General features: G+C 27.6%; 12 protein-coding genes. 10 read left to right on the forward strand and 2 right to left on the reverse strand.

Features of this window, described 5'->3' with window-relative positions:
• The first annotated feature begins 1 nt into the window (after nt 1).
• A complete protein-coding gene (locus EXC36_RS01920; protein WP_129690201.1) occupies nt 2-2,302 on the forward strand; it encodes a DEAD/DEAH box helicase family protein in 2,301 nt (766 codons plus the stop codon).
• A gap of 335 nt (nt 2,303-2,637) precedes the next feature.
• On the opposite strand, the gene tuf is transcribed toward EXC36_RS01920, so the two are convergent.
• The gene (gene tuf, locus EXC36_RS01925; protein ID WP_129690203.1) at nt 2,638-3,828 is read right to left on the reverse strand and encodes an elongation factor Tu; all 1,191 of its coding nucleotides are present in this window, start codon (nt 3,826-3,828) and stop codon (nt 2,638-2,640) included.
• 437 nt (nt 3,829-4,265) lie between these two features.
• On the opposite strand from tuf, the gene EXC36_RS01930 reads away from it, so the two are divergent.
• The 3 genes from EXC36_RS01930 to mgtE all read left to right on the forward strand — a co-directional run bounded on the left by EXC36_RS01930 (nt 4,266) and on the right by mgtE (nt 7,695).
• Nucleotides 4,266-5,495, forward strand: a complete 1,230-nt coding sequence (locus tag EXC36_RS01930) for a coiled-coil domain-containing protein (protein WP_129690205.1) — start codon at nt 4,266-4,268, stop codon at nt 5,493-5,495.
• A gap of 114 nt (nt 5,496-5,609) precedes the next feature.
• Complete coding sequence (locus EXC36_RS01935) at nt 5,610-6,236, forward strand: diadenylate cyclase (protein ID WP_010925208.1); 627 nt, start codon at nt 5,610-5,612, stop codon at nt 6,234-6,236.
• A 1-nt stretch (nt 6,237) separates the two neighbouring features.
• The gene (gene mgtE / locus EXC36_RS01940; RefSeq protein ID WP_010925209.1) at nt 6,238-7,695 is read left to right on the forward strand and encodes a magnesium transporter; all 1,458 of its coding nucleotides are present in this window, start codon (nt 6,238-6,240) and stop codon (nt 7,693-7,695) included.
• Nucleotides 7,696-8,066: 371 nt separating this feature from the next.
• Here mgtE and EXC36_RS01945 read toward each other — a convergent pair whose 3' ends face one another.
• Entirely contained in the window at nt 8,067-9,269 is a 1,203-nt protein-coding gene (locus tag EXC36_RS01945; RefSeq protein ID WP_041363864.1) for an IS3-like element IS1138B family transposase, read from the reverse strand.
• Nucleotides 9,270-9,469: 200 nt separating this feature from the next.
• Between EXC36_RS01945 and EXC36_RS01950 the strand changes: the two genes are divergently transcribed.
• The 6 genes from EXC36_RS01950 to EXC36_RS01975 are packed head-to-tail and all read left to right on the forward strand — an operon-like array spanning nt 9,470 to nt 21,054.
• Nucleotides 9,470-10,576, forward strand: a complete 1,107-nt coding sequence (locus EXC36_RS01950; RefSeq protein WP_010925211.1) for an ABC transporter permease — start codon at nt 9,470-9,472, stop codon at nt 10,574-10,576.
• On the forward strand, nt 10,576-11,538 hold the full coding sequence (locus EXC36_RS01955; protein ID WP_010925212.1) for an ABC transporter permease: 963 nt from the start codon (nt 10,576-10,578) through the stop codon (nt 11,536-11,538). Before EXC36_RS01950 ends, EXC36_RS01955 begins: the two co-directional genes overlap by 1 nt.
• Before the next feature lie 2 nt (nt 11,539-11,540).
• Nucleotides 11,541-13,004, forward strand: coding sequence for an ABC transporter ATP-binding protein (locus tag EXC36_RS01960; RefSeq protein WP_010925213.1), 1,464 nt, complete (start codon nt 11,541-11,543; stop codon nt 13,002-13,004).
• Entirely contained in the window at nt 12,979-14,301 is a 1,323-nt protein-coding gene (locus tag EXC36_RS01965) for an ABC transporter ATP-binding protein (RefSeq protein ID WP_010925214.1), read from the forward strand. The genes EXC36_RS01960 and EXC36_RS01965 overlap by 26 nt, the downstream gene beginning before the upstream one ends.
• Nucleotides 14,302-14,318: 17 nt before the next feature.
• Complete coding sequence (locus EXC36_RS01970; protein WP_129690207.1) at nt 14,319-15,842, forward strand: PDxFFG protein; 1,524 nt, start codon at nt 14,319-14,321, stop codon at nt 15,840-15,842.
• Complete coding sequence (locus tag EXC36_RS01975) at nt 15,784-21,054, forward strand: lipoprotein 17-related variable surface protein (protein ID WP_129690209.1); 5,271 nt, start codon at nt 15,784-15,786, stop codon at nt 21,052-21,054. The genes EXC36_RS01970 and EXC36_RS01975 overlap by 59 nt, the downstream gene beginning before the upstream one ends.
• Nucleotides 21,055-21,058 lie beyond the last annotated feature (4 nt).

Consider the following 21,058-nt stretch of genomic DNA (forward strand, 5'->3'; position numbering starts at 1 on the left):
AATGATTTTGACAAAAGTTCAAGAAAAAATAGTTAGTGAAATTGTTGAAGAATTTAAAATTAACGAAAAAAATATAATTCAATTTCAAGCTCCTACTCGTAGTGGTAAAACTTTTATGATGGCAAATGTTATAGATAGGATAATTTCAAGATATCCAGAGGAAAACTTTGTCTTTATTATAGCCACACTCTCATCCGCTGATTTACCAACACAAATGAAAAATAATCTCGAAAGTTATAAACAATATTTATCTAATGATTTTGAAATAACTATTAAAGAATCTCCATCAAAAAGTAAATTAATCACAAAAGATAAAGATTATAATTTTTATGCAGAAAAAAACAAAGTTTTTATATTAGGAAAATCATCTTTTGGTAAAGATAGAATTTTTACTGAAAGATGAGTTATTCAAGATTTTCTTATAGATGCAAAGGAAAGAAATTTCAAAATAATTTATATTAGAGATGAAGCTCATTATGGTTCACAAGTGACTTCATTAAAAGGAAGAGAAAAGAATTTTGAAAGTCAAGTTCAAGACAAAGTTGATTTTGTTTTAAAAATGACTGCAACACCAACAGGAAGTGAAAAACTTATTTACATTACTGAAGAGGATTTAAAAAAGGACAATATTCAACTTTTAAAGGATAAGGAAGAATTTAATAGTGGAATCGATGATTTAGATGAAATAGATTTTAAAGAAATTTTAGAAATAGCAACAAATAAATTTGTAGATATTCAAAAACAATATTTACAAACAGAGGGTCTAGAAAATATTAGACCTGCTATGTTAATTCAAGTTAGTGATAAATATAAAGATAAAGAAGAGGACTTTGAAAAAAATATTGACCAAATAACAACTTTTTTAGATAAAAAAAATCTTACTTGAATCAAATATTTTTCCAATGAAAAAATCTCTTCTAACTCAAGGGTAAACTTTAGTTTAAATGAAATTTCTGAAAATTTTTCTGATGTAGATGTAATTATTTTTAAAGTTGGTCCAGCTGTTGGATGGAATATACCTAGAGCTACAATGCTTGTTAAACTTAGAAGTGTATGTTCTGATTCTTTAAACATCCAAACTTTAGGTCGGATTAAGAGAAATCCTAATCCAAATTTTGAGCACAATGAGCAGTCAATTGCAAGAAAATATTTTCTATATTCTGATTTAAAAATTGATAATAAATTTATAGAAAAATTTAGAATAAAAGAGCCTTTTAAACATCTTAAGTTTTTTACCGGAAAATTAGTATTAGATGAAAATCCTTTAATAAAAGAAAAATCTAGTCAAAATTATACATTTTGAGAAAAAATAAAAAAAGAAATTCTAAAAAAAGATACATTTAAAAATACTATCAAAAATGATATCAGTAAATTTCTTAACAAATATCAAGATTCAAATATAAAACACAATGACAAAAATAAATTTTTAATATGTGAATCAAAATTCATTAAAGATGAAAAAAATACTAATGTTGAATTAATAATTAATAAAGCTTATAACAAAATAGATTTGAGGTTATTCATATTGAGAGAATTAAAAAAACTAAAAAATATTTTTAATTCTGAAATAAAAAATAAAATTGATATGTTTATAAAGAAAAATTTTAAAGATTATATTTCAATTGATTTTTTTTGATATGTTTTGTTAAAAAAACATAAAGAGGATTTCATTTCTATTTATCAAAGCTTAGAAGAAAAAATTTCAAAAAAATTGAAAAATCACCAAATCTATAAAAATAAAAATTTACCTGAATTTTATAGTCAAATTGTTTTTGATGATGATGATAACAAAACACAATTAGAGCATTATGCATATGAAAAAATAATAAGAAAAAATAAAACTCAAGATGAAGAAAAAAATCAAATTTATTTTGACTCAGAAAAAGAAACTATTTTTATTAATGAATTAAAAAAGATAATCAAAATAAGTAAACCAAACTTTGCGATTTGAAGTAAAAATATTCTTCATGAAGGTCTAGGATTTGAATACATTAGAGATGGAAAAGTTCATACATCATATCCAGATTTTATTATTATGTATAAAGATCAAGTTTTTTATATTGAAGTCAAGGATGGCAAACATGACATCGATGAAAAGAAAACAAAATCAATTATAAATGCCTATAAAAATTACATTGAAAATTACAAAAAAACTGTTTCAGTCTATGAAAAAAATTTTTCACTTTTAGTTTGTTATGTCCATGAAAAACAAATGATAATTAAAGGCTCAAGCACTAATGACAAAATTAATGATATTTTAGTAAAAAATTCAAAAGTTGAAATTTATGATATTTTTAACTAACTTGATTAGTTATTAGTGTTAATGTTAAGAAATTAATTATAAGTTCAAGTAAATCTTGATCTCTTCTTTTTTAGTTTTTAATACAACAAATTTTATTTATTTAAATATCATTTTTTATAAAAAAACTAATACATATCACATAACTAGCTCAATAATTTTATGGCTACCTTATGAAATAGCTAACTTTTTAGTTTGCTAAATTTTTAAATAAGTTATATTGAAAGAGATTTTGGATTAACATAATTAAAATTATTAATTCAAAAGCTAATAAACTAGAAAAAAACCAACTATTTTATTGAATAGTTGGTTCATAATCAAATTTTTATTTTTAATTATTATTTTAAGATTTTTGTAACTGATCCAGCACCTACAGTTCTTCCACCTTCACGGATTGAGAACTTAGTTCCTTCTTCAACAGCAATTGGAGAGATAAGTTCAACAATTAAGTCAACGTTATCCCCTGGCATAACCATTTCTCTTCCCGCTGGGAAAACAACACCACCAGTAACGTCTGTTGTTCTAAAGTAGAATTGAGGTTTGTAGTTTGAGAAAAATGGAGTATGTCTTCCACCTTCTTCTTTTTTAAGTGCATAAATAGCAGCTTCAAATTTTGAATGAGGAACAATTGATCCTGGTTTAGCTAGAACTTGACCTCTTTCAACGTCATTTCTATCTACACCTCTAAGAAGTAGACCAGCGTTGTCACCAGCTTGAGCTTCTTTTAGATTTTTTCTAAACATTTCAATTCCTGTTACAGTTGTTTTTTTAGGTTTTTCTGTAAACCCAACAATTTCAACTTCAGAGTTAATGTTTAATTGTCCTCTTTCAACTTTACCTGTTGCAACAGTTCCTCTACCTGTAATTGTGAAAACGTCTTCAACAGCTAGTAAGAAAGGTTTGTCTAGTTCTTTAACTGGAGTTTCAATGTAATTGTCAACTGCATCCATTAATTCTTCAATATTTTTTTCATATTGAGGATTACCTTCAAGAGCTTTTAAAGCTGAACCTTTGATAATTGGAGTGTTGTCTCCATCAAAACCATATTCTGAAAGTAGTGATCTAATTTCAAGTTCAACTAGCTCAATCATTTCATCTTCACCTTCAAGCATGTCAACTTTGTTTAAGAAAACAACCATTTTTGGAACACCGACTTGTTTAGAAAGTAGAATGTGCTCTCTTGTTTGAGGCATTGGTCCATCTGTTGCAGAAACAACTAGAATTCCCCCATCCATTTGTGCAGCACCTGTAATCATGTTTTTAACATAGTCAGCATGTCCAGGACAATCTACGTGTGCATAGTGTCTTTTTTCTGTTTCATACTCAATGTGAGCTGTATTAATAGTAATACCTCTAGCTTTTTCTTCAGGAGCTGCATCGATTGATGCATAATCCTTAGCTTCAGCTAGACCTTTTTTAGAAAGAACGGTTGCAATTGCAGCTGTCAAAGTAGTTTTACCGTGATCAACGTGACCAATTGTTCCAATGTTAACGTGTTCTTTACTTCTGTCAAAATCTAATTTTGCCATAATATAAATTTTTTCCTTTCTTAAGAATTATTTTGTTTATGTTTTAGTACTAAAACCAACCAATGTATAGACTTTCAACTATATCCTATCCAATAGTTAAATTCATTTTCACCTTTTTGTCAAACAAAATGAATTTAACATTTCTTTACTAAATAATTGTAATTTTAAACTAAAAAGTTCAAAACTCATTGGTACATTATAATAAATTTTTCTATTTATTCAACAAAAAGGTTAATGACCAAATGTTTTTTAATTTTATATTAAAATTTAATTTTCATTAGCATAAAAAAATAAAAACCAAAATGCTTATTTTTTTATAAAAAAAACTTATAATTGAAAACAATCAATATGATTATTTTGTACAATCTTTTGGGTTGTTATTGGAACAAAATTTAGTTCTTATTAAAATATAAATATTTTAAAATTGAAAGGGAAATATGAGTGAGTCAAAAACAAAAATGGAAAAATGATATTGCACACAACGTTTAGATGAAAACGACAATAAATTTTGATCCCTTAAAGAAGCAGGAAAAGAACCAGTTGCTGCTTTTAAAACTCAAAGTGATACAATAGATTATTTTAAAAGTATGAATTTAAATGCTCATCTTTGATTTCAAAAAGGTGGCAAATTTGTTAGAACAATCAAAACTTATAAAACCGAAAAAGGTGAAGAAATGATTGTTATTGATACTAATGATTCTGAAGAAAAGACAAAAGATAAATTAAAAATTATTGAAGCTCGTAATAATAAGAAAAAAGAAGAAAGAGCTAAAGCTGAAAAACTAATGCAAGAAGAAAAAGCTAAGGAAAAAGCTCTTGAAGAAGAAAAGGCTAATGAAGAAGCTAGAAAAGAATCTCTTAGAATGGAAAGAGCTAAAAAAGCTCAAGAGGCAAAAAAAGCAAGAGATACCCAAGAAATGGCTCAAAAAGCTGAAGAAGAAGCTAGACAAAAAGCTCTTGAAGAAGAAAAAGCTAGAAAAGCTCAAGAGCAAAAAAGACTTGAAGAAGAGCAAGAAGCTCTTGAAAAAGCTCGTTTAGAAGCTGAAGCTCTTGAAGCACAAAGAAAAGCAGAAGAGGAAGCTGAAAAAGCGCGTTTAGAAGCTGAAGTCCTTGAAGCACAAAAAAGAGCTGAAGAAGAGGCTAAAAATGCTAGATTAGAAGCTGAAGCTCTTGAACAAAAAAGAATAATTGAAGAAGAAAGGCTAAGAGCTGAAGCTGAAAGACTTGAAAGAGAGCTTCAAGAAGAATTAGAGTCTAATCAAAAAAATGAACGAGAAATGGAAAATGAAGTTCTTGAAGATGTTTTTATTAACTTAGAAGAAGATAAAAAACCTGATTTTCAAGTTGCAGGGCACAACACTTATGAACATCAAGAAGTTGTTCCTATTGTAGTAGATGATAAAGCTGAAAAAGAACAAATGTTAAAACAAGAAGAGAGAAAATCTCGTCTTGCAAAACAAATGGAACAAGAAATTAAAAAAGCTAAAAGAGAACAAGAAGCCAAAGAAGCTCTAAAAAATGAGCCAGTTAAAAAAGTTGATCTTCCAAAGAAAAATAAAATGAAAAAAGAAGTTTTAAACAAAATTTTACTTTCTCTTTTTGCTTTGGTAATTCTTATTACACTAATTTTACTAATTTACTTTTTAAGTAATAGACCTAGTGCTTAATTAAATTTAATTTAAAAAAATGTTGATTTAGATTTTAGGTTAAATTCAACATTTTTTTATTTTTGTCTACAATTTTATTGGTCATTATTACAAATTTTTCAAAATTGTAATAAAATGAAAATTAAACAATTTAGACTTGATTTTAAGTCAAAAAAATGAGGTTATTTTATGAATGTAGTTGTTATTGTAATCATGTTTGTGTTGCTAACATTAATTTTGTTTTTTGCATCATTTAATCATATTTCTGCTCTTTTAAAATTTATTTTCAAAAAGAGTAGATATTCAAAGATGGGTAATTCATCAAAAATTCGTCTAATTCACCAAGTTAAAGAGGCAGTTGAGCAACTTGCTAAAACCAAAACTGGTGCAATTATTACAATTGAAAACAAAGATCAAATTGACAATTTAAGAACTGATGGAATTATTCTTGATGCCAACATTTCTTCTTCATTAATTATTTCATTATTTAATAAAGAATCACCTCTTCATGATGGGGCTATTATCATTAGAGATAATAAAATTCTTTATGCAGCTACTTACTATAAAATAACAAAAAAATCTATGGACAACAAATATGGAGCTCGTCATCGAGCTGCCATGGGAATAAGTGAGCTCTCAGATGCTACTACCATTATAGTCTCTGAAGAAACAGGGGAAATAACCATTGCTAAAAACTCATATTTTAATTCAGTAAGTATTAAAGATTTCCAAGAAAATTTAGTTAAATTCTTAAAGGATTAATATGGAAAATATTAGCGAACTTATTAAATCAAAAAATTATCATTCTTTAAGAGAATATGTCAACTCCACACCAATAACTGATATAGCCAAGGCCATTGAAGAGTTAAATTCTTATGAAAGAGTTTTATTTTTTAGAATTTTAAAAACTGAAGATGCAGCTGAAATTTTTTCTTATCTTTCTTATGATACTAGAAAAGTTTTGGTTGAAAATTTTACAGATGATCTTAATGAAAGTATTATTAATGAACTAAAATCAAATGAAATTGCTGATCTTTTAGAAGAGGCCCCTTCTAATTTAATAAATAAAGTACTCTCAAGTATTGACAACAGTGAAAAAAGAAGAAAAGTTAATCAAATTCTAAAATATGATGAAAATCAAGTTGGTTCAATTATGTCGGTTGATATGTCTGTTCTTTGAGAAGAGATGACAATGCGTGAGGCCCTTGATAAAATCAAAAAAGATAGAAAAGCTAAGGCTCAACTTGAGCATTATTTTTTTGTTGTTGACAAAAAAAGAAAGCTTCTTGGCTCAGTTGCTCTTGAAGATATTATTTTTGAAGATCCCTATGAAAAAATTAAAAATGTAATGTTTTCTGTTAACTCAATTTTAACAACTGATACTCTTGAACATGCTGCTTTAATTTTTTCCAAAGAAGGTATGTCAGTTTTGCCTGTTATCAACCAAAATAAATACTTAATCGGAATGGTAACAACTGATGAAATTATTGAAGTTATTCAAGAAGAAGCCACTGAAGATATGTATAAAATGGCTGGAATTGTAGTTGAAGATAGTTCTATTCCTTATCATAAAATGTCAATTAAAAGTATTGTCAAATCAAGAATTGTTTGATTAATTGTTTTGATGCTTGGCTCAACTTTGAGTCAAATTGTAATTCAACTTTTTACCAACTATTCAGAAAAAAGCATTGAACAGTGAGTTGCCATTTCTGTTTTTGTAGCCATTGTCCCAGTTATTTCTGGAGCAGCTGGTAATGCTGGAAGTCAATCTTCAACTACTATTACTCGCTCGCTTGCTTTAAATGAATTTGAAAAGAAAAAATTTAGCAAGATTTTTTGAAGGGAAATTTGAATAGGCTTTATTATTGGAGCGATTTTATTTATCATGAACTTTTTAAGGCTAATAATTTATTTTTCAATTTCAGGAGAGTTAAGAAACTCTCAACAAACAAATTATTGAGTTTTAATTTTTACTTCCTCTTTTGCACTAATGCTTGTAATAATTTTTGCAAAAGCTCTTGGATCACTTGTTCCTTTACTTGCTTTAAAATTAAAAAAAGACCCAGCTGTTATGTCGGCTCCAATTTTAGCCACTGTTAGTGATGCTTTTTCAACTGTAATTTTCTTTTCAATAACAATAGGCCTATTTTTAACTTTTCCATGACTTTGAGTTCCTATTAGCAATAGCGACACTCTTAATACAGCTTTTGTTCTATTTTAAAAAACTTTTTAATTTAAACATTAAATTTTACAAAGTTTGATTTAACTTTAAAAGCATTATTTTTTATCAAAAATGATGCTTTTTTTCTTGATTTTTCTGGGCAAAACTCAACAAAAATTAACCAAGAAAAAAACTAGAGAAAAAAATATTTTGCTTTGATTTTTTGATATAATTGATTTATAAATTTTACCTAAAGCAAAGAAAGGCACAAAACAATGGTTTTTCAAAGAAAATTAAATAATTTTAAAATTTGAAACTCAATTATTGCTTCAAAAATTAGCAATATGTTTTTTGCTAATTCTTATGATATCAAAGTCTCAACTAAGGGCAAAAAGAAAGCGATATTAAACTAGGACAAAAAAAGTGACTATTTAAAAAACACTTAGAACATCTCAGCTTTGTTGAGGTGTTTTTCATTCTAAGATTGATTGTAATCTTTCATTATTGTATCAGTCAATATAATTTTGAATAATTTCTTGCAATTCTTTGAATGATAATTTTGAAATTTTTAGATCATTTAAGCACTCACTTTTGATATTTGAAAAGAAATATTCTGCTTCTCGATTATCAAGTGAATTTGCGATTCTACTCATTGAAATTATCCCATTGTTTTCTTTAATAATTTCACTATACTGATTTGATGAATATTGACTTCCATGATCTGAGTGAATTATTCACTCTTTATCAAATTTGATTTTAGAAATATGATCTAAAACTAACTTAACATCATTTCTTTTACTTAGATTTCAATTAATTATTTTCTTGCTTTGATGATGAATTGCAATCGATAAATAAACATGATTGTTAATTGCATCTTTGGGGCTTGGAATATAAGTTACATCAGTGGCAACTATGTTGTTAAATTTGCCATTGTAGTCTCTTTGAATTAGATTTTGATATTTAGTATTAAGATTTTTAATTTCATTTTTTCTTTTTGCTCTTCTAATTTTGCAAAAAAGATTTAATTTAAGCAAAATTCTACCTATTTTTCGATAGTTTATATACCTTTTATATTTATTTTGAATATAAATTTCTAATCTTTTTCTACCAAATATACCTTTGTTTTCATGAAATGATTTTCTAATAATTTCTTCAATTTCTTGATCTTTTTTCGGCTCTGCAAGTTTAGGTTTTTTTCAAGAATAATATGTTGATTTTGAAAAGAGAAATTCTTTTCATGAAATTTTAGTTAATATTTTTTCTTTATCTTTATGTTCTTTAATTTTTTTTCGAATTTCTTTTTCACTAATGTCATCAAAAATTATTCTATAAATTTTAACAATCTCTTCTAATTCTTCTCTTGTATATTCATTAACTTCTTTTCTTTTTGGTGGTCTACCGTTATTTTTTTTGTTAGCTGTAGATTTGCCAGTTTGTGAAATTAAAGATTGTTCATCTTTTTGAAAAGCAGAATATTTTTTGAAAAATCAAGATTTTACATATGTATTTTTTCAATCTTTACCAATATTTTTGTTTACTAAAAATATATATTTTTTTATATTAATTTTTCCATCATAAAATTCTTCATATAATGAAAATCATTTCTTTCATTGTTCTGGTTTTAGTTGTTTCATAAACACTCCTATTTAAAGTATATTTTAAAAAGTGTTTTTTATTTTTTTGTCCCAGTTTATATTGTCTCGGTATAATTTAAAATTTAAATATTCATTTTAATTTATAAAAAATTGTTAATTTTATAAAAATATTTATTTAGTAAGTTTTTGCCGAAAACCGCTAAATAAATATTTTTTTTAATCTAACAAGAAAGGATTTAATGCAAAAAATTACAAACAATTCAAAAATTCCAAAATCAAAGCAAAATTCATCTTTAGAATCAAATCCAAAAATAAAGATTCAAAATAACTATGTTTCACTAGATAGAAAAGTTCATCTTTTTGATAGCACTAGTAAATGGGATAAATTTTTAAGCTTTTTTAATACCGACAATTTGGCAATAAACATTTTTTTAAAAATTAGCAAAATTTTAATTGAGTTTTTCTTTGTTGCCTGAATTGTTGTTACTATAACTTTTTTCCTAATCAACTCAGTTCCTGGAGATCCAAGTTTTGTCAGTGGACTTAGTGCTGAGCAAAAAGCAGCTGAGCTTGCAAAATATGGACTAAATTTACCAATTGTTCAAAGATACTTTAATTATTTATATGGAATTTTAACCTTTGACTTTGGAATTTCAACTGCTCTAAGACCTAGAGTTGAAATCAACGATTTCATTTGATCGAGATTTCTAGTTTCATTTTCCGTAGGGATTTTTTCAGTTTTTCTAACAATAGCCACTGGAGTTCCTCTTGGAATATGAGTTGGAAAAAATCCTGGAAAATTCTTGGACAATGCCTCAACTGTGGTGGTTTCAATTTTTAGTTCAATACCTTCACTAGTTTTTTCTTTACTTTTACTTTTAATAGGAAGAGCTTTTGGAATACCTTTTATCTATGACATAAAAGACTTTACAACCTATATTCTCCCGGCTATAGCTTTGGCTATGCCTTCAGTAACGGCTTATATTAAATATATTCGTTATGAATTAAACAACGAACTTAATTCAATGCATGCAAAATTTGCCTATGTTAAAGGAGTAAGTAGAAATGGCTTTGTTTGAAAACATGCTTTAAAAGCTTCTCTTTTTCCAATAGCTACTTTCTTCCCCGCTGTTGTTTTAGGTTCATTTATCGGTTCACTTTTTGTTGAAAAAATCTTTTTAATCACAGGAAGTGGAGGAATCTTAATCAATGCTATTGAATCAAAAGACTTTAATATCATTTTATTTTTAGTAATACTTTATTCTCTACTTACAATCATTAGTTTTACTCTTAGAGATATTTCATATGAACTTCTTGATCCACGAGTTAGAAGGAAAGGAAAATAATGCAACAAAAAAAACTTGATGATTATTTTTCAGAAGTCGCAAGACCTAATAAATTTGTTCAACCTTTTCAATATCAAGGTTGAAAATTAATGAAAAATCAAGCTAATTTAGCTGATGATTTACAATTTAAATCAAATATCTCAATTTACAAAGAATTTATAAACCGTTTTTCAAGAAGCTTTGCTGGAGTTTTTGGTGTTGTTATTATTCTTTTCTTTATAATTAGCGCCTTTATCATTCCTTTTACTACAGGAAGTCCTATTGAACTAAGGCCAAGCCAAAAAAACTACGATTTTTTTCAAGAAGGCTTTATTTTAGGAACAGACAATCAAGGAAGAGACCTTTGAGCTTATCTATGACATGGACTTCGTTTTAGTTTAGCTCTTGCATGTATTGTTGCTCTTATCGACATTACAGTGGCTACTTTAATAGGAATTTTGATGGGTTATTTTGATAAATTCGACAAAGTCATGACCTTTATTATTAAAGTTATTTCAAACGTGCCAACGATCTTAGTAATGATTTTGATGACCATAGTTTTAAGACCTAGCTTTGGAGTTTTGATTTTCTCAATGACAGTTACAGGTTGAACTGGACTTGCCAATCAAGTAAGGGCTCAAATTAAAAGAGCTAGAAACTTTGTTTGAGTAAGCGCTTCTAGACTTTTATGTACTCCTGGATGAAAAATTATTTTAAACTTTGTACCAATTATTATTCCCCTAATTATTACTAACTTAGTTTTTACCATCCCTGGAGCCGTTTTAGCTGAAACTGGCCTAGCTTTTATAGGACTAAGCTTACCTAACGTGGCTACTCTTGGTAATATGATCAATGAGGGAGTACCTATTATTACTTTATATCCAAGATACGTTTTAATTCCAGCTACTATCTTAATTTTAATTACTTCATCAGTGCAATTAATTGGAGCTTCAACTCAAGATTCCCTAAGGAGACAACGTTAAATATGAATTTCAAAGAAAAAATTTCTAAAATTAAAGAAAAATATGCTCCTAAAATTGCCCAAATTATCGAAAAACGCTCTGAAGTAGTTGATAAAAAATTAAAAAAACACAAAGAAAACTCTCTTAATAAGAAAAAAAATCTTGAAGAAAAATATGAAAATCTAATTGCACAAAATCAAGATGAACAAAAACTAAAAGAAATTGAATCGAAAAAACTAGAAGTTCTTGAAAGACATAAATTAAGAACTTTTAGAAAAACAAAAGCTATTGAACATGATAATTGATGATGATATAACTTTTTCATTCGTAGATTTGAAAATACTAGAAAGACTTTTAACTTTAGTGAATTTGAAAAAAATGTTCTTTTTGAAGACTTTCAAGGAAAATTACCAGCTCTAAAAGTTGTAGCTGAAATTAAAGATCTTTCACTTTCTTTTTTAAACCCTTCTAATCCTGGAGAAAAAAACATAGTTTTAAGAAACACTTCCATTAAATTTTACGAAGGAAAAATTCATGCCATTATAGGTGAGTCTGGTTCTGGAAAAAGTGTTATTACCTCACTTTTATTCGGACTAACAGGACAAAATGCAGTTTTTGATGCTGGAAAAGTTATGCTTTTTAATCATGAAGTTCAAGACTTTGACTTTACTGATTGAGAAAAATCTAACTATCGAGGTAAAGTTATTTCAGCTGTTTTTCAAAACCCAATGTCAACTTTAAATCCAACTATGAAAATTGGAAAACAAATCATGGAAGGAATTTTAATCAATGGTATTGCCCAAACTAAAAAACAAGCCTATGAAATAGCACTTCATTATTTAAGCTTAACTAAAATAAACCAACCAGAAAAAATTATGAAGCTCTATCCACATGAGCTCTCTGGTGGAATGATTCAAAGGGTTGTTATTGCAAGTATTGTTGCACTAAAACCTAAAATCATTGTTATGGATGAGCCCACCACTGCCCTTGATCCTACCGTTCAGGCTCTAGTTCTTGATGTTATTAGAGAATTGCAAAAAGAGCTAAAAATTACCATTATTTTTATAACCCATGACTTAGGAGTAGTAGCTTCTATTGCCAACTACATTAGCATTATGTATGCAGGTCAAATCATAGAAGAGGGAAGCCGTGATGAAATTTTAAACTTTCCACAACACCCTTATACTTGAGGTTTAATTGGCTCAATGCCAGATGTTAACAATAGTGAGCGCTTAACTACCATTAGAGGATCAGTTCCTTCTTCTTTAAACAAAATCAAAGGTGATGCCTTTGCAGTTAGAAATGACTATGCCCTTGAAAGAGACTTTGAAATTGAACCTGATTTTTACTTTCTTTCACCAACTCATAGAGCAAAAACAGCTCTACTAGATCCAAGAGCTGAAAAAATAGAACCACCAAAGTTAATTTTAGAAAAATGAAATAAATGAAAAGCACAAGAGGATGCAAATGAAACAATCAATAAATAAAGAATATTACATTGAAAAACAAAGCAGTTTTTTTTCTAAGAAAAAAACAGCTCGTCCCTTGCGCGAGGGCTTAGATCAAATGTTAAATGTCCAACAAGGAAGAAAAACCTTAGTTGAAATTAATAACATGGATGTTTACTATGGAAGTGGAAAGAAAAAATTTAGAGCCATTAATGACTTTTCTATCAAAATCTTTGAAGGAGAAGTTTTAGGTCTTGTTGGTGAGTCAGGTTCAGGAAAAACCACTGTTGGAATGGCCCTTGCAGGACTTATAAGTCATCAATTTGGTCAAATTAAAATTGCAGGAGAGACTCTTCCTCACAAAAACAGTAAAATCAAGAAAAAACTAAATGAATTCTTGGCAAATAAAGTTCAAATGATTTTTCAAGATCCAGCTAACTCACTTAATCCAAACAAAAATATTTTTGACATCATCTCAGAGGGTCTTGACAATCTAAGTCGAAAAAATAAAGGCTATCTTTTGGAATTAACTCTTTTTAACTTTGACCAAGATTTTGTAAGTTTAATTTTTGAAAAATACTTTTCAACATTTTTTAAAAACAGTGAAGAAAAAGAAGAGCGCTTTAATTTCATAAGTGAAAAACTTTCAATTCCAGATCTTGAAATTATTTATGAAATTTATGATAAATGACCTAAAAAATATTCAAATAAAGAACTAATTGAAGATATTGAAAAAGCCAAGAAAAAACGCCAAGAAATTTCAAAACAATCTTTAAAAGATCTTAAATATAATCTAATTGTTAAAATCTTAAAAGACGTTGGTCTTGATGAGGTTGTTCTAAGAAGATATCCTCTCGAGTTTTCTGGAGGTCAACAGCAAAGAATAGGAATAAGTAGAGCTGTTGTTTTAAGACCAAAACTTCTTATAGCCGATGAGCCTATTTCTGCTCTTGACGTTTCTATTCAAGCTCAAGTTGTTAACATTTTCAATGACCTTAAAAAGCAATACAAACTAACTATTTTATTTATTGCCCATGATCTAAGGATGGTTGAGTATATCTCAGATAGAATTGCTGTTATGTATCAAGGAGTTTTACTAGAAATAGGACCTGCCAAAGAAATTATGAACAATTCTATTCATCCTTATACAAAATCATTGCTTGAAGCTGTTCCTTCAATTGAGTCAAAAGTTGGATCTTTAATAGGTTATGTCTATGATCCTAAAAAGCATCAATACACAAAAGAAAACCAACCTAAATGAATTGATCTAGGTAATGACCACTTTGTTTTAGCAACTGACCAAGAGCTTAACAATTGAAAGAAAAATATTTATTAAACTAAAGGAGTTTAAATATGAAAAAATGAAAATTATCAACTAAATTTTTAGTCTCACTATCAGTGGTTGGTCTAATGAGTGTTGCAACCATTGTTGGTTTTAAAATCAATTCAAAAGTTAATCCTTTAGGTGAGGTCAAACTAGAAGTTTCTAAAAATTTTGACACATCAATTCCTGATGATAAAAAAGTTAACCATGCTTATTTTAATGACCCTAGTGGTAGAAAAATAGCTGAATTTAACTTGGCTTTAACTCAAGTTGATGAAAATACTAAAAGCATTTTTATGGCTAGTGATGTCAAAAAAGAAAATCCTCTTTCTTTAAAAGAATTTTTAAATAATTTTATTGAAAACTATAAAAATCCTAATCCAGAATTTGTAGCTGAAATAGGAGCTATGAAATTTATCAATGAATACTTTGAATCTCTTAGTCCATGAGAGTTTGTTGAATATGCAAATTGATTTATGCAAAATGTTAGTTGAGGCCCTGACATCTTATCTTTAGAAAGCTTTGTTCTTAAAAAAGGAGTTGTTCAAGATGGAGGAAGAATAACACTTGGCTCTCATGCAACTATAAATAAAGAAAAAAAACAAATTACGTTCTATCCTGATTCATTTTTTGGTTCACTTCCAATTTTTTCAAATAGTGCTGGTAAGGGACAGTTTCACGACTCTTTAACTAGAAAAATTAATGAAAAAAAATGAACCAAAGAAGAATTAGAAGAGTTTTTGGCAAAACTTCCTGAAAGATTAACTATTGCCAACTATGATAAAAAATACTACAATAAAGGTCTAGCTGGTCTTGATCTTTTAAAAGATCAAAAAGCTTATATTTATGACCTTGAAGAACTTTTAGAAAAAGAAGTTAATTCAAAAGATCAATCTAAAAATAACGTTAAAAAATTTGAATATCTAGTTTTTGCCCAAGATGCTCAAAAAGCCAAAGAAAAATTTTCTTTAGCGGCTAAATCTTATTCTTTTCAACAAGCTAGAAAACTAGTATTCAAAAATGATGGAGATAATCTTCGCGGAAGTTTAAAACTTAGACTTACATTTAAAAAAGACCAAAAAGAAGAGACAAAAGAAATAACTCTTACAAATTTAAAAACTTCTCTTTTAGAAAGTGATCCTCTAAAATACTGAATTAATCAATTTGATTTAGCTGAACTTGCAGAAAGCCTAAAAGAAAGCCTTGGCCTTCCTAGTGCTATAAAATCTGCCATTGACCCATCTAATTTAACTTTTAAAAGCTTTGAAGGCAATGTTTTATCTATTCCCGCTAAGATTAAAACTTCAATTGAACTTTTAGAAGATAAACAAGAGGCAAATGATCAACTAGGAACTTTAAAGGTTAAAGTTAAATTAACCAAAGATGAAAAAACTGAAGAAAAAATCATAAGTCTAACAAATTTAAAAACAGATCAAAACAAAAATGTTGAACTTATTAACTTAGCTAATAAAATTTTCTCAGCTAAGTTATTAGATGAAAAAAAAAGAAAGCCTAGGCCTAGCTTCTGAGCTAAGTTCTGTTGATTATGCTAATTTAAAGCTCTTAGATGTAAATCAACAAGAAATTAGCCTTCCTGAAGGAACAAGTGCTTCAATTGAGCTTCTACAAGACAAAGCTCAAGCAAATGATGGACTAGGAAGTCTAAGAGTTAAAGTAAAATTAACAAAAGCAAATGAAAGCCAAGAAAAAGAAATAACTCTTTGAAATTTAAAAACAAATGGAAATGAAATTGCTGAGCTTGTTTCTAAGATTGCTTTTGCTCAAGTTTTAAATGCTAAAAAAGATAGCCTTGATTTTCCTTTATCTTTAAAAACTCTTAGCGCTAGTGATCTAAGATTTAAAACAATTGATTCAAATGATGTTTTTTTACCTACTCTAACAGGGCTTTCAATTGAAGTTGTTAAAAAAGAAAATGAACTTAACTTTGATGAGACAAAACTAGAAAAGCACGTAATTACTAAAGTAGGTAGAACTCGAGGAGCTGGTGTAAGATTTCATAGAAATCGAGAAAACCCAAAAACCAAGCAAAGACAAACCCTTGTAGAATTAGATGGAATAGACAAACCTACCAATACATTAACTTTGGTAAAAGAATCAGAATTTCTTTTAGCCAAAGACAAACAAAATTCAAGAATTTTTAACATTCAAAATGTTAATTTTGAACCAAATAACTTAGTTAATTCACTTCAAAGTATGGAATTGGCCACTTTTTTAAATCCTTTACTTAATGAAAAAATTAAGAAAAATAGCTTCATGGACTTTTATGATTTAACAAAAGTAAAAAATCATAGTATTTTTCTTTATGAAGATGAAGAAAAACAAAAAAGTGACTTCATTAGATCAGAGCATGAATATATAGGATGAATTTATGATCAAGAAATTGAAAGTGAAAAATTTTTTTATCGTGATAAAAGATGAGTTACAAAAGAAAGAGACTTTTTTGTAGAAGATCACTTTGATGGAAAGCCTGATTGATCTCTTGTTAATAAATATCGAATAAGAGATTATAAAATTGATCCAGAAAATAAACAAAAATTAACTCTTATTTTAGAACAACTTCCAAGCAAAGGAAAAGAACTAACAAAAGAGAGCTTTAGAACTTTTGTTTTTGATTTTAGTCAAAAAGATCAAGAAAAATTAGCAAAAACTAAAAAACTTTGAGAGACTTTCAAAAAAGCTCTTAATTGACATGATGGACTTAGCCCAAGGGTAATAGCTGAAGAGCAAACTATTAATGAAAAAAATGAAATCATTTCAGTTTTTGACATTTACAGTGACATTTTTGGTGGATTAATTGATGAAATTATTTCAAATAATAAATACTTAGCCAATGAAATTGATGGCTTTTATGTTAAAAAAGAAATTGATCCAACAACTGGCTTATTAAAGAGTGTTCTTAAAAAAGGGGTTTATAGAGGATTTTATCCAACTGATAGAATCGGTATTATTCCACTTTTAAAAGCTAGTGCAAAAGAATTTAAAACAACTGGAATAAACTACTTAAAATATGTTGGAACTCATGAATACGGACATCACCAAACACTTCAATATGCCCAAGATGTAAGTGATCCTTCTTCTGTTATTATTCCAACTGCTATAGGTAGAAATGGAATAAGCTCTTCTCATTTACATAACAAAGATGTTCTTCAACTTTATTTAGATGCTCGTTCAAGCGGTCTAAAAGTTAGAAAAATAAACCCTGACTATAAACCAAATGAAAGAGGGGTTTTACCTAACTATACTAAAAAGCTTCTTGATTCTCTAAAGAAAAGCCAATCAGGAAAAAATGATCATGGACACTCTCATTCAAATGAGGATATTTGAGAAAAAATCAAAGATATTTTTGGAAGTGAAAACAATAAAACACTTGATTCAAATGATAAAGTTCTTTCAAATGAAGAAAGACGTTTTTTACAAACTGTTGTTGGAATTGAAAAAGCTGCCAAAGCTAGAAATCTACAAAAATATGATCTTTTTATTCTAAACTCTTTTGACCATGAATCAGCTACTATAAATCCTGGAATAAGTGGAAAAAGTGAATACTTTAAATTAAAAGATAAAGTTGAATTTTTCCCAGCCGAAGATGAAAATTCTACAGATATCAAAAGTTTTTTTGAAAAAACTGATGTTTTAAGTGATAATTTAGGAAATTTAGTCAAATTTGACAAAGACAGAAAAATTATTATAGCAACATATAAAGAAGATCTAGCAAATGATACTTTTAGTGATTTAAAACCAACATTTTTTATAGCAAAAGACAAGCCATTAATTGATCTTTCTATCTTTGAAAAAACTAAATCACTTAAAGCACTAAAAAAAGAAATTGAAGAAAAACAAAGACTTTTAGAAAATGAATTTGAAAACTTAGACTTTCAAACTACATTTTCAGTTAATGGATGAAATGGATCTCTTGATAAAAAAGATTTAACTAAAATCGAAGTTATCCATGAAGAAAATAATGAATTAAACGAAGATCATTTACAAGATTTTAAAGAATTTGTTGAAGAAACAGGCTTTATAAAAAAAGAATATGTTGATTTTACTAAACTAGAAAATTTCTATCAAGAATATCTTAAAAGGCACAATGGAAAAGCAAACTTCACTTTTTATCAATTATTGCTTTCAACACTAATTACAGGACAAAAAGTTACACTTGAGGGAAAAGAATATAAATTAACTCAAAATGATCAAGATGAACTTTGATTGCGTGCAAAAATTTTACATGATGATCCTTCAAGATTTAATGGAATTGATGAGTTAATAAAGCAAAGAACTTCTTACTATCCTAACTATAGTATTTTCCATTTTGAAAATGCTGATTATTTTGTTAATCCAAGAAAAGAAAACAAAAGACTTAAAGAACAATTAATAAGAGAAGGTAAAAAAAATTATGATTCCCTTGATATTGCTCTTTCAAATTACAAAAAAGATAATTCACATGAAAATGAAAATAAAAAAGCAACTCACTATTATTGAGGAGAATTCAATGAATTTAAAGTCAAAATAGATGGAAAAGAACCTATTATCTTAGATGCTTGAGATTATGAACATTTTAACTTTGGAGATAATCACTTTAAAGAAAATTTCTTTAGAACAAAAGAAAATGAAAGTATAACTTCTTTTGATAGCTTTGAGAGCTTTTTTGAATTTAGCTCAATTGATCCACTTAAATTCACTCTTACTGGCCAAGGAGAAAATGCTCAAAGAATTTGAGACATTGACTATGCACTAACTAAGTTTAATCTTTTTGACTATGCTAAAAAATTAGATTCAGATCTTTTTAAAACAATAACTTTAGATCAAAGCAAAAAATATGATAAAGCAGCTTTAATTCAAGCCTTTGAAAAAGCTTATGGTCAAGAAAAAGCAAAAGAAAAACTTCAAGATATAGCCAATGATTTAATGGATAAATTTGAAAGCTCATCTTTGGCATTTTTTATGAAAAACCACAATATAAAAGATCTTAGTGTTGATCATCTTTTTGTTAGTCAAGTAGGTATTTTAGGTTTTAATAACATTACAAAATCACTTAGACCAAATCCAAATGATAATAATATGGTTATTGAAAGATGAAAAACAAGTCCAATTGATTCTAGCGATGTAATTCTAAGATGAAAAACAGACAATCCATCAAATGACTCAAGAATTGTTATGGATGCTATAAGAAAATTTTTAAAAGACAACAACATTGATGATTCAAAACTTGATCTTTTTAAACTTAAATATATTTTAGGAACTCAAATTTTAAATGGTAAAAATGATGAACAAATTTTTATACCAAATAATTTCCAAATAAATGAGTTAAATAATAAAAATATCTCTCGTTTTGAAAATGACTTTGGTCAATACTTTAGTGATTATGTTTTTAACTTTGCAGAGTCTTTAACTAGAGATTATGTTCAAACTAGTTATGTTCCTTCACAAAAACAACTTAAAAACATGAATGGTTATTTAAAAGGCTTTAGTGAATGAAATACTGGAAATGAATATTATGTTAGTGGATCTTTGACTAAAAAATGATTAAATCAAATTAATGTCTTAAGTGATGATTTATTGCGAAGAAGAAGCATTTACAGTAGATGATCTTATGTTGAACAAGCTAGCCAATTTTTACACTTTGGCAATGCTCAAGTTTTTGAAAACTACTCTAAAAAATTAGATGAAGTTCTAAGTACATTAACTAAAAAAGAATTCAAATTTGATCAGCAAAGTCCATTAGTAAATTATTTTGAACTTTTAGATTCATATCAAGAAAAAAGACAAAAACTAAATGAAGAATCAACAAAAAAAACCGAAGAGCTTAGAGATAGAAGTGATTTAAAATACATCGAAAAATTTATTATAGCTTCTAAAGAAGAGAAAAAATATCAAAGCAAATTTAGCGAACTTGAAAAACAACTTGAAAAAGCTACTGGAAATCTAGTTTTAAAATTGGATGAATTAACAAAATCTTTCTACTTAGAAGCTGGTAGTTTATTTGATAAAGAATCTTACAATTTAATTACCAAGGTTATCTTTGATAATTTATTAGATAACACTAGAGCATATTTAGGTAATTTCTTAGGTCAAAACAACACAACAAACAATGGATTTTTCAAAGACCGTTGAGAGAAAAAAGAACTTGGTTGAGAGCTCTATGATGATAAAGGAGTTGCCACAAAAGATGATAAACTTAACATAACAGAATTTGATGGAAAAACCAAAATTACCAATAGAGCTAGAGCTTTTTGAATTTACTCATTAAAAGCTCAAGGAATTGGTGATAAAACAGTTAGTGGTATTTGAAGAGATGAAAAAAGAGATGCCGTTACATTTTGAGGTTTTGTTGACAAAGCCACTCATGAAAAAATTGACTATATTAGTTTAAAAAGAGTTGATGATCCTTCTGAAAAAATTGATATTCCACTAAATAAACAAAACACAAATAATTTATTCTACTTTAAAAAACAAGCAAGTCCAGATTCAAAAACAACTCTTAAAGATGAAGGTTTTGACTCATGAATTACAAACTTTAACATTTTATCTACTTTTAGTAACTCAGTTCTTACAGCTCTAAAAAATAGAAAAATAAAATATGAAATTTACTTTAGTGATAAAGATAAAAATGAAATTGAAGGAGCTTTAAACTTAGGTAAAACAAAATATCTAGCTGAAAATGGTAAGGCATATAACCAAGCACCAATATATATAGAAAAGGGAGAGGATGGAAAAACTTATCTTGTTTTACAAGAACAATTTAAGTAAAATA

The organism is Mycoplasmopsis pulmonis (assembly GCF_900660575.1).
Lineage (GTDB): Bacteria > Bacillota_I > Bacilli_A > Mycoplasmatales > Metamycoplasmataceae > Mycoplasmopsis_B > Mycoplasmopsis_B pulmonis.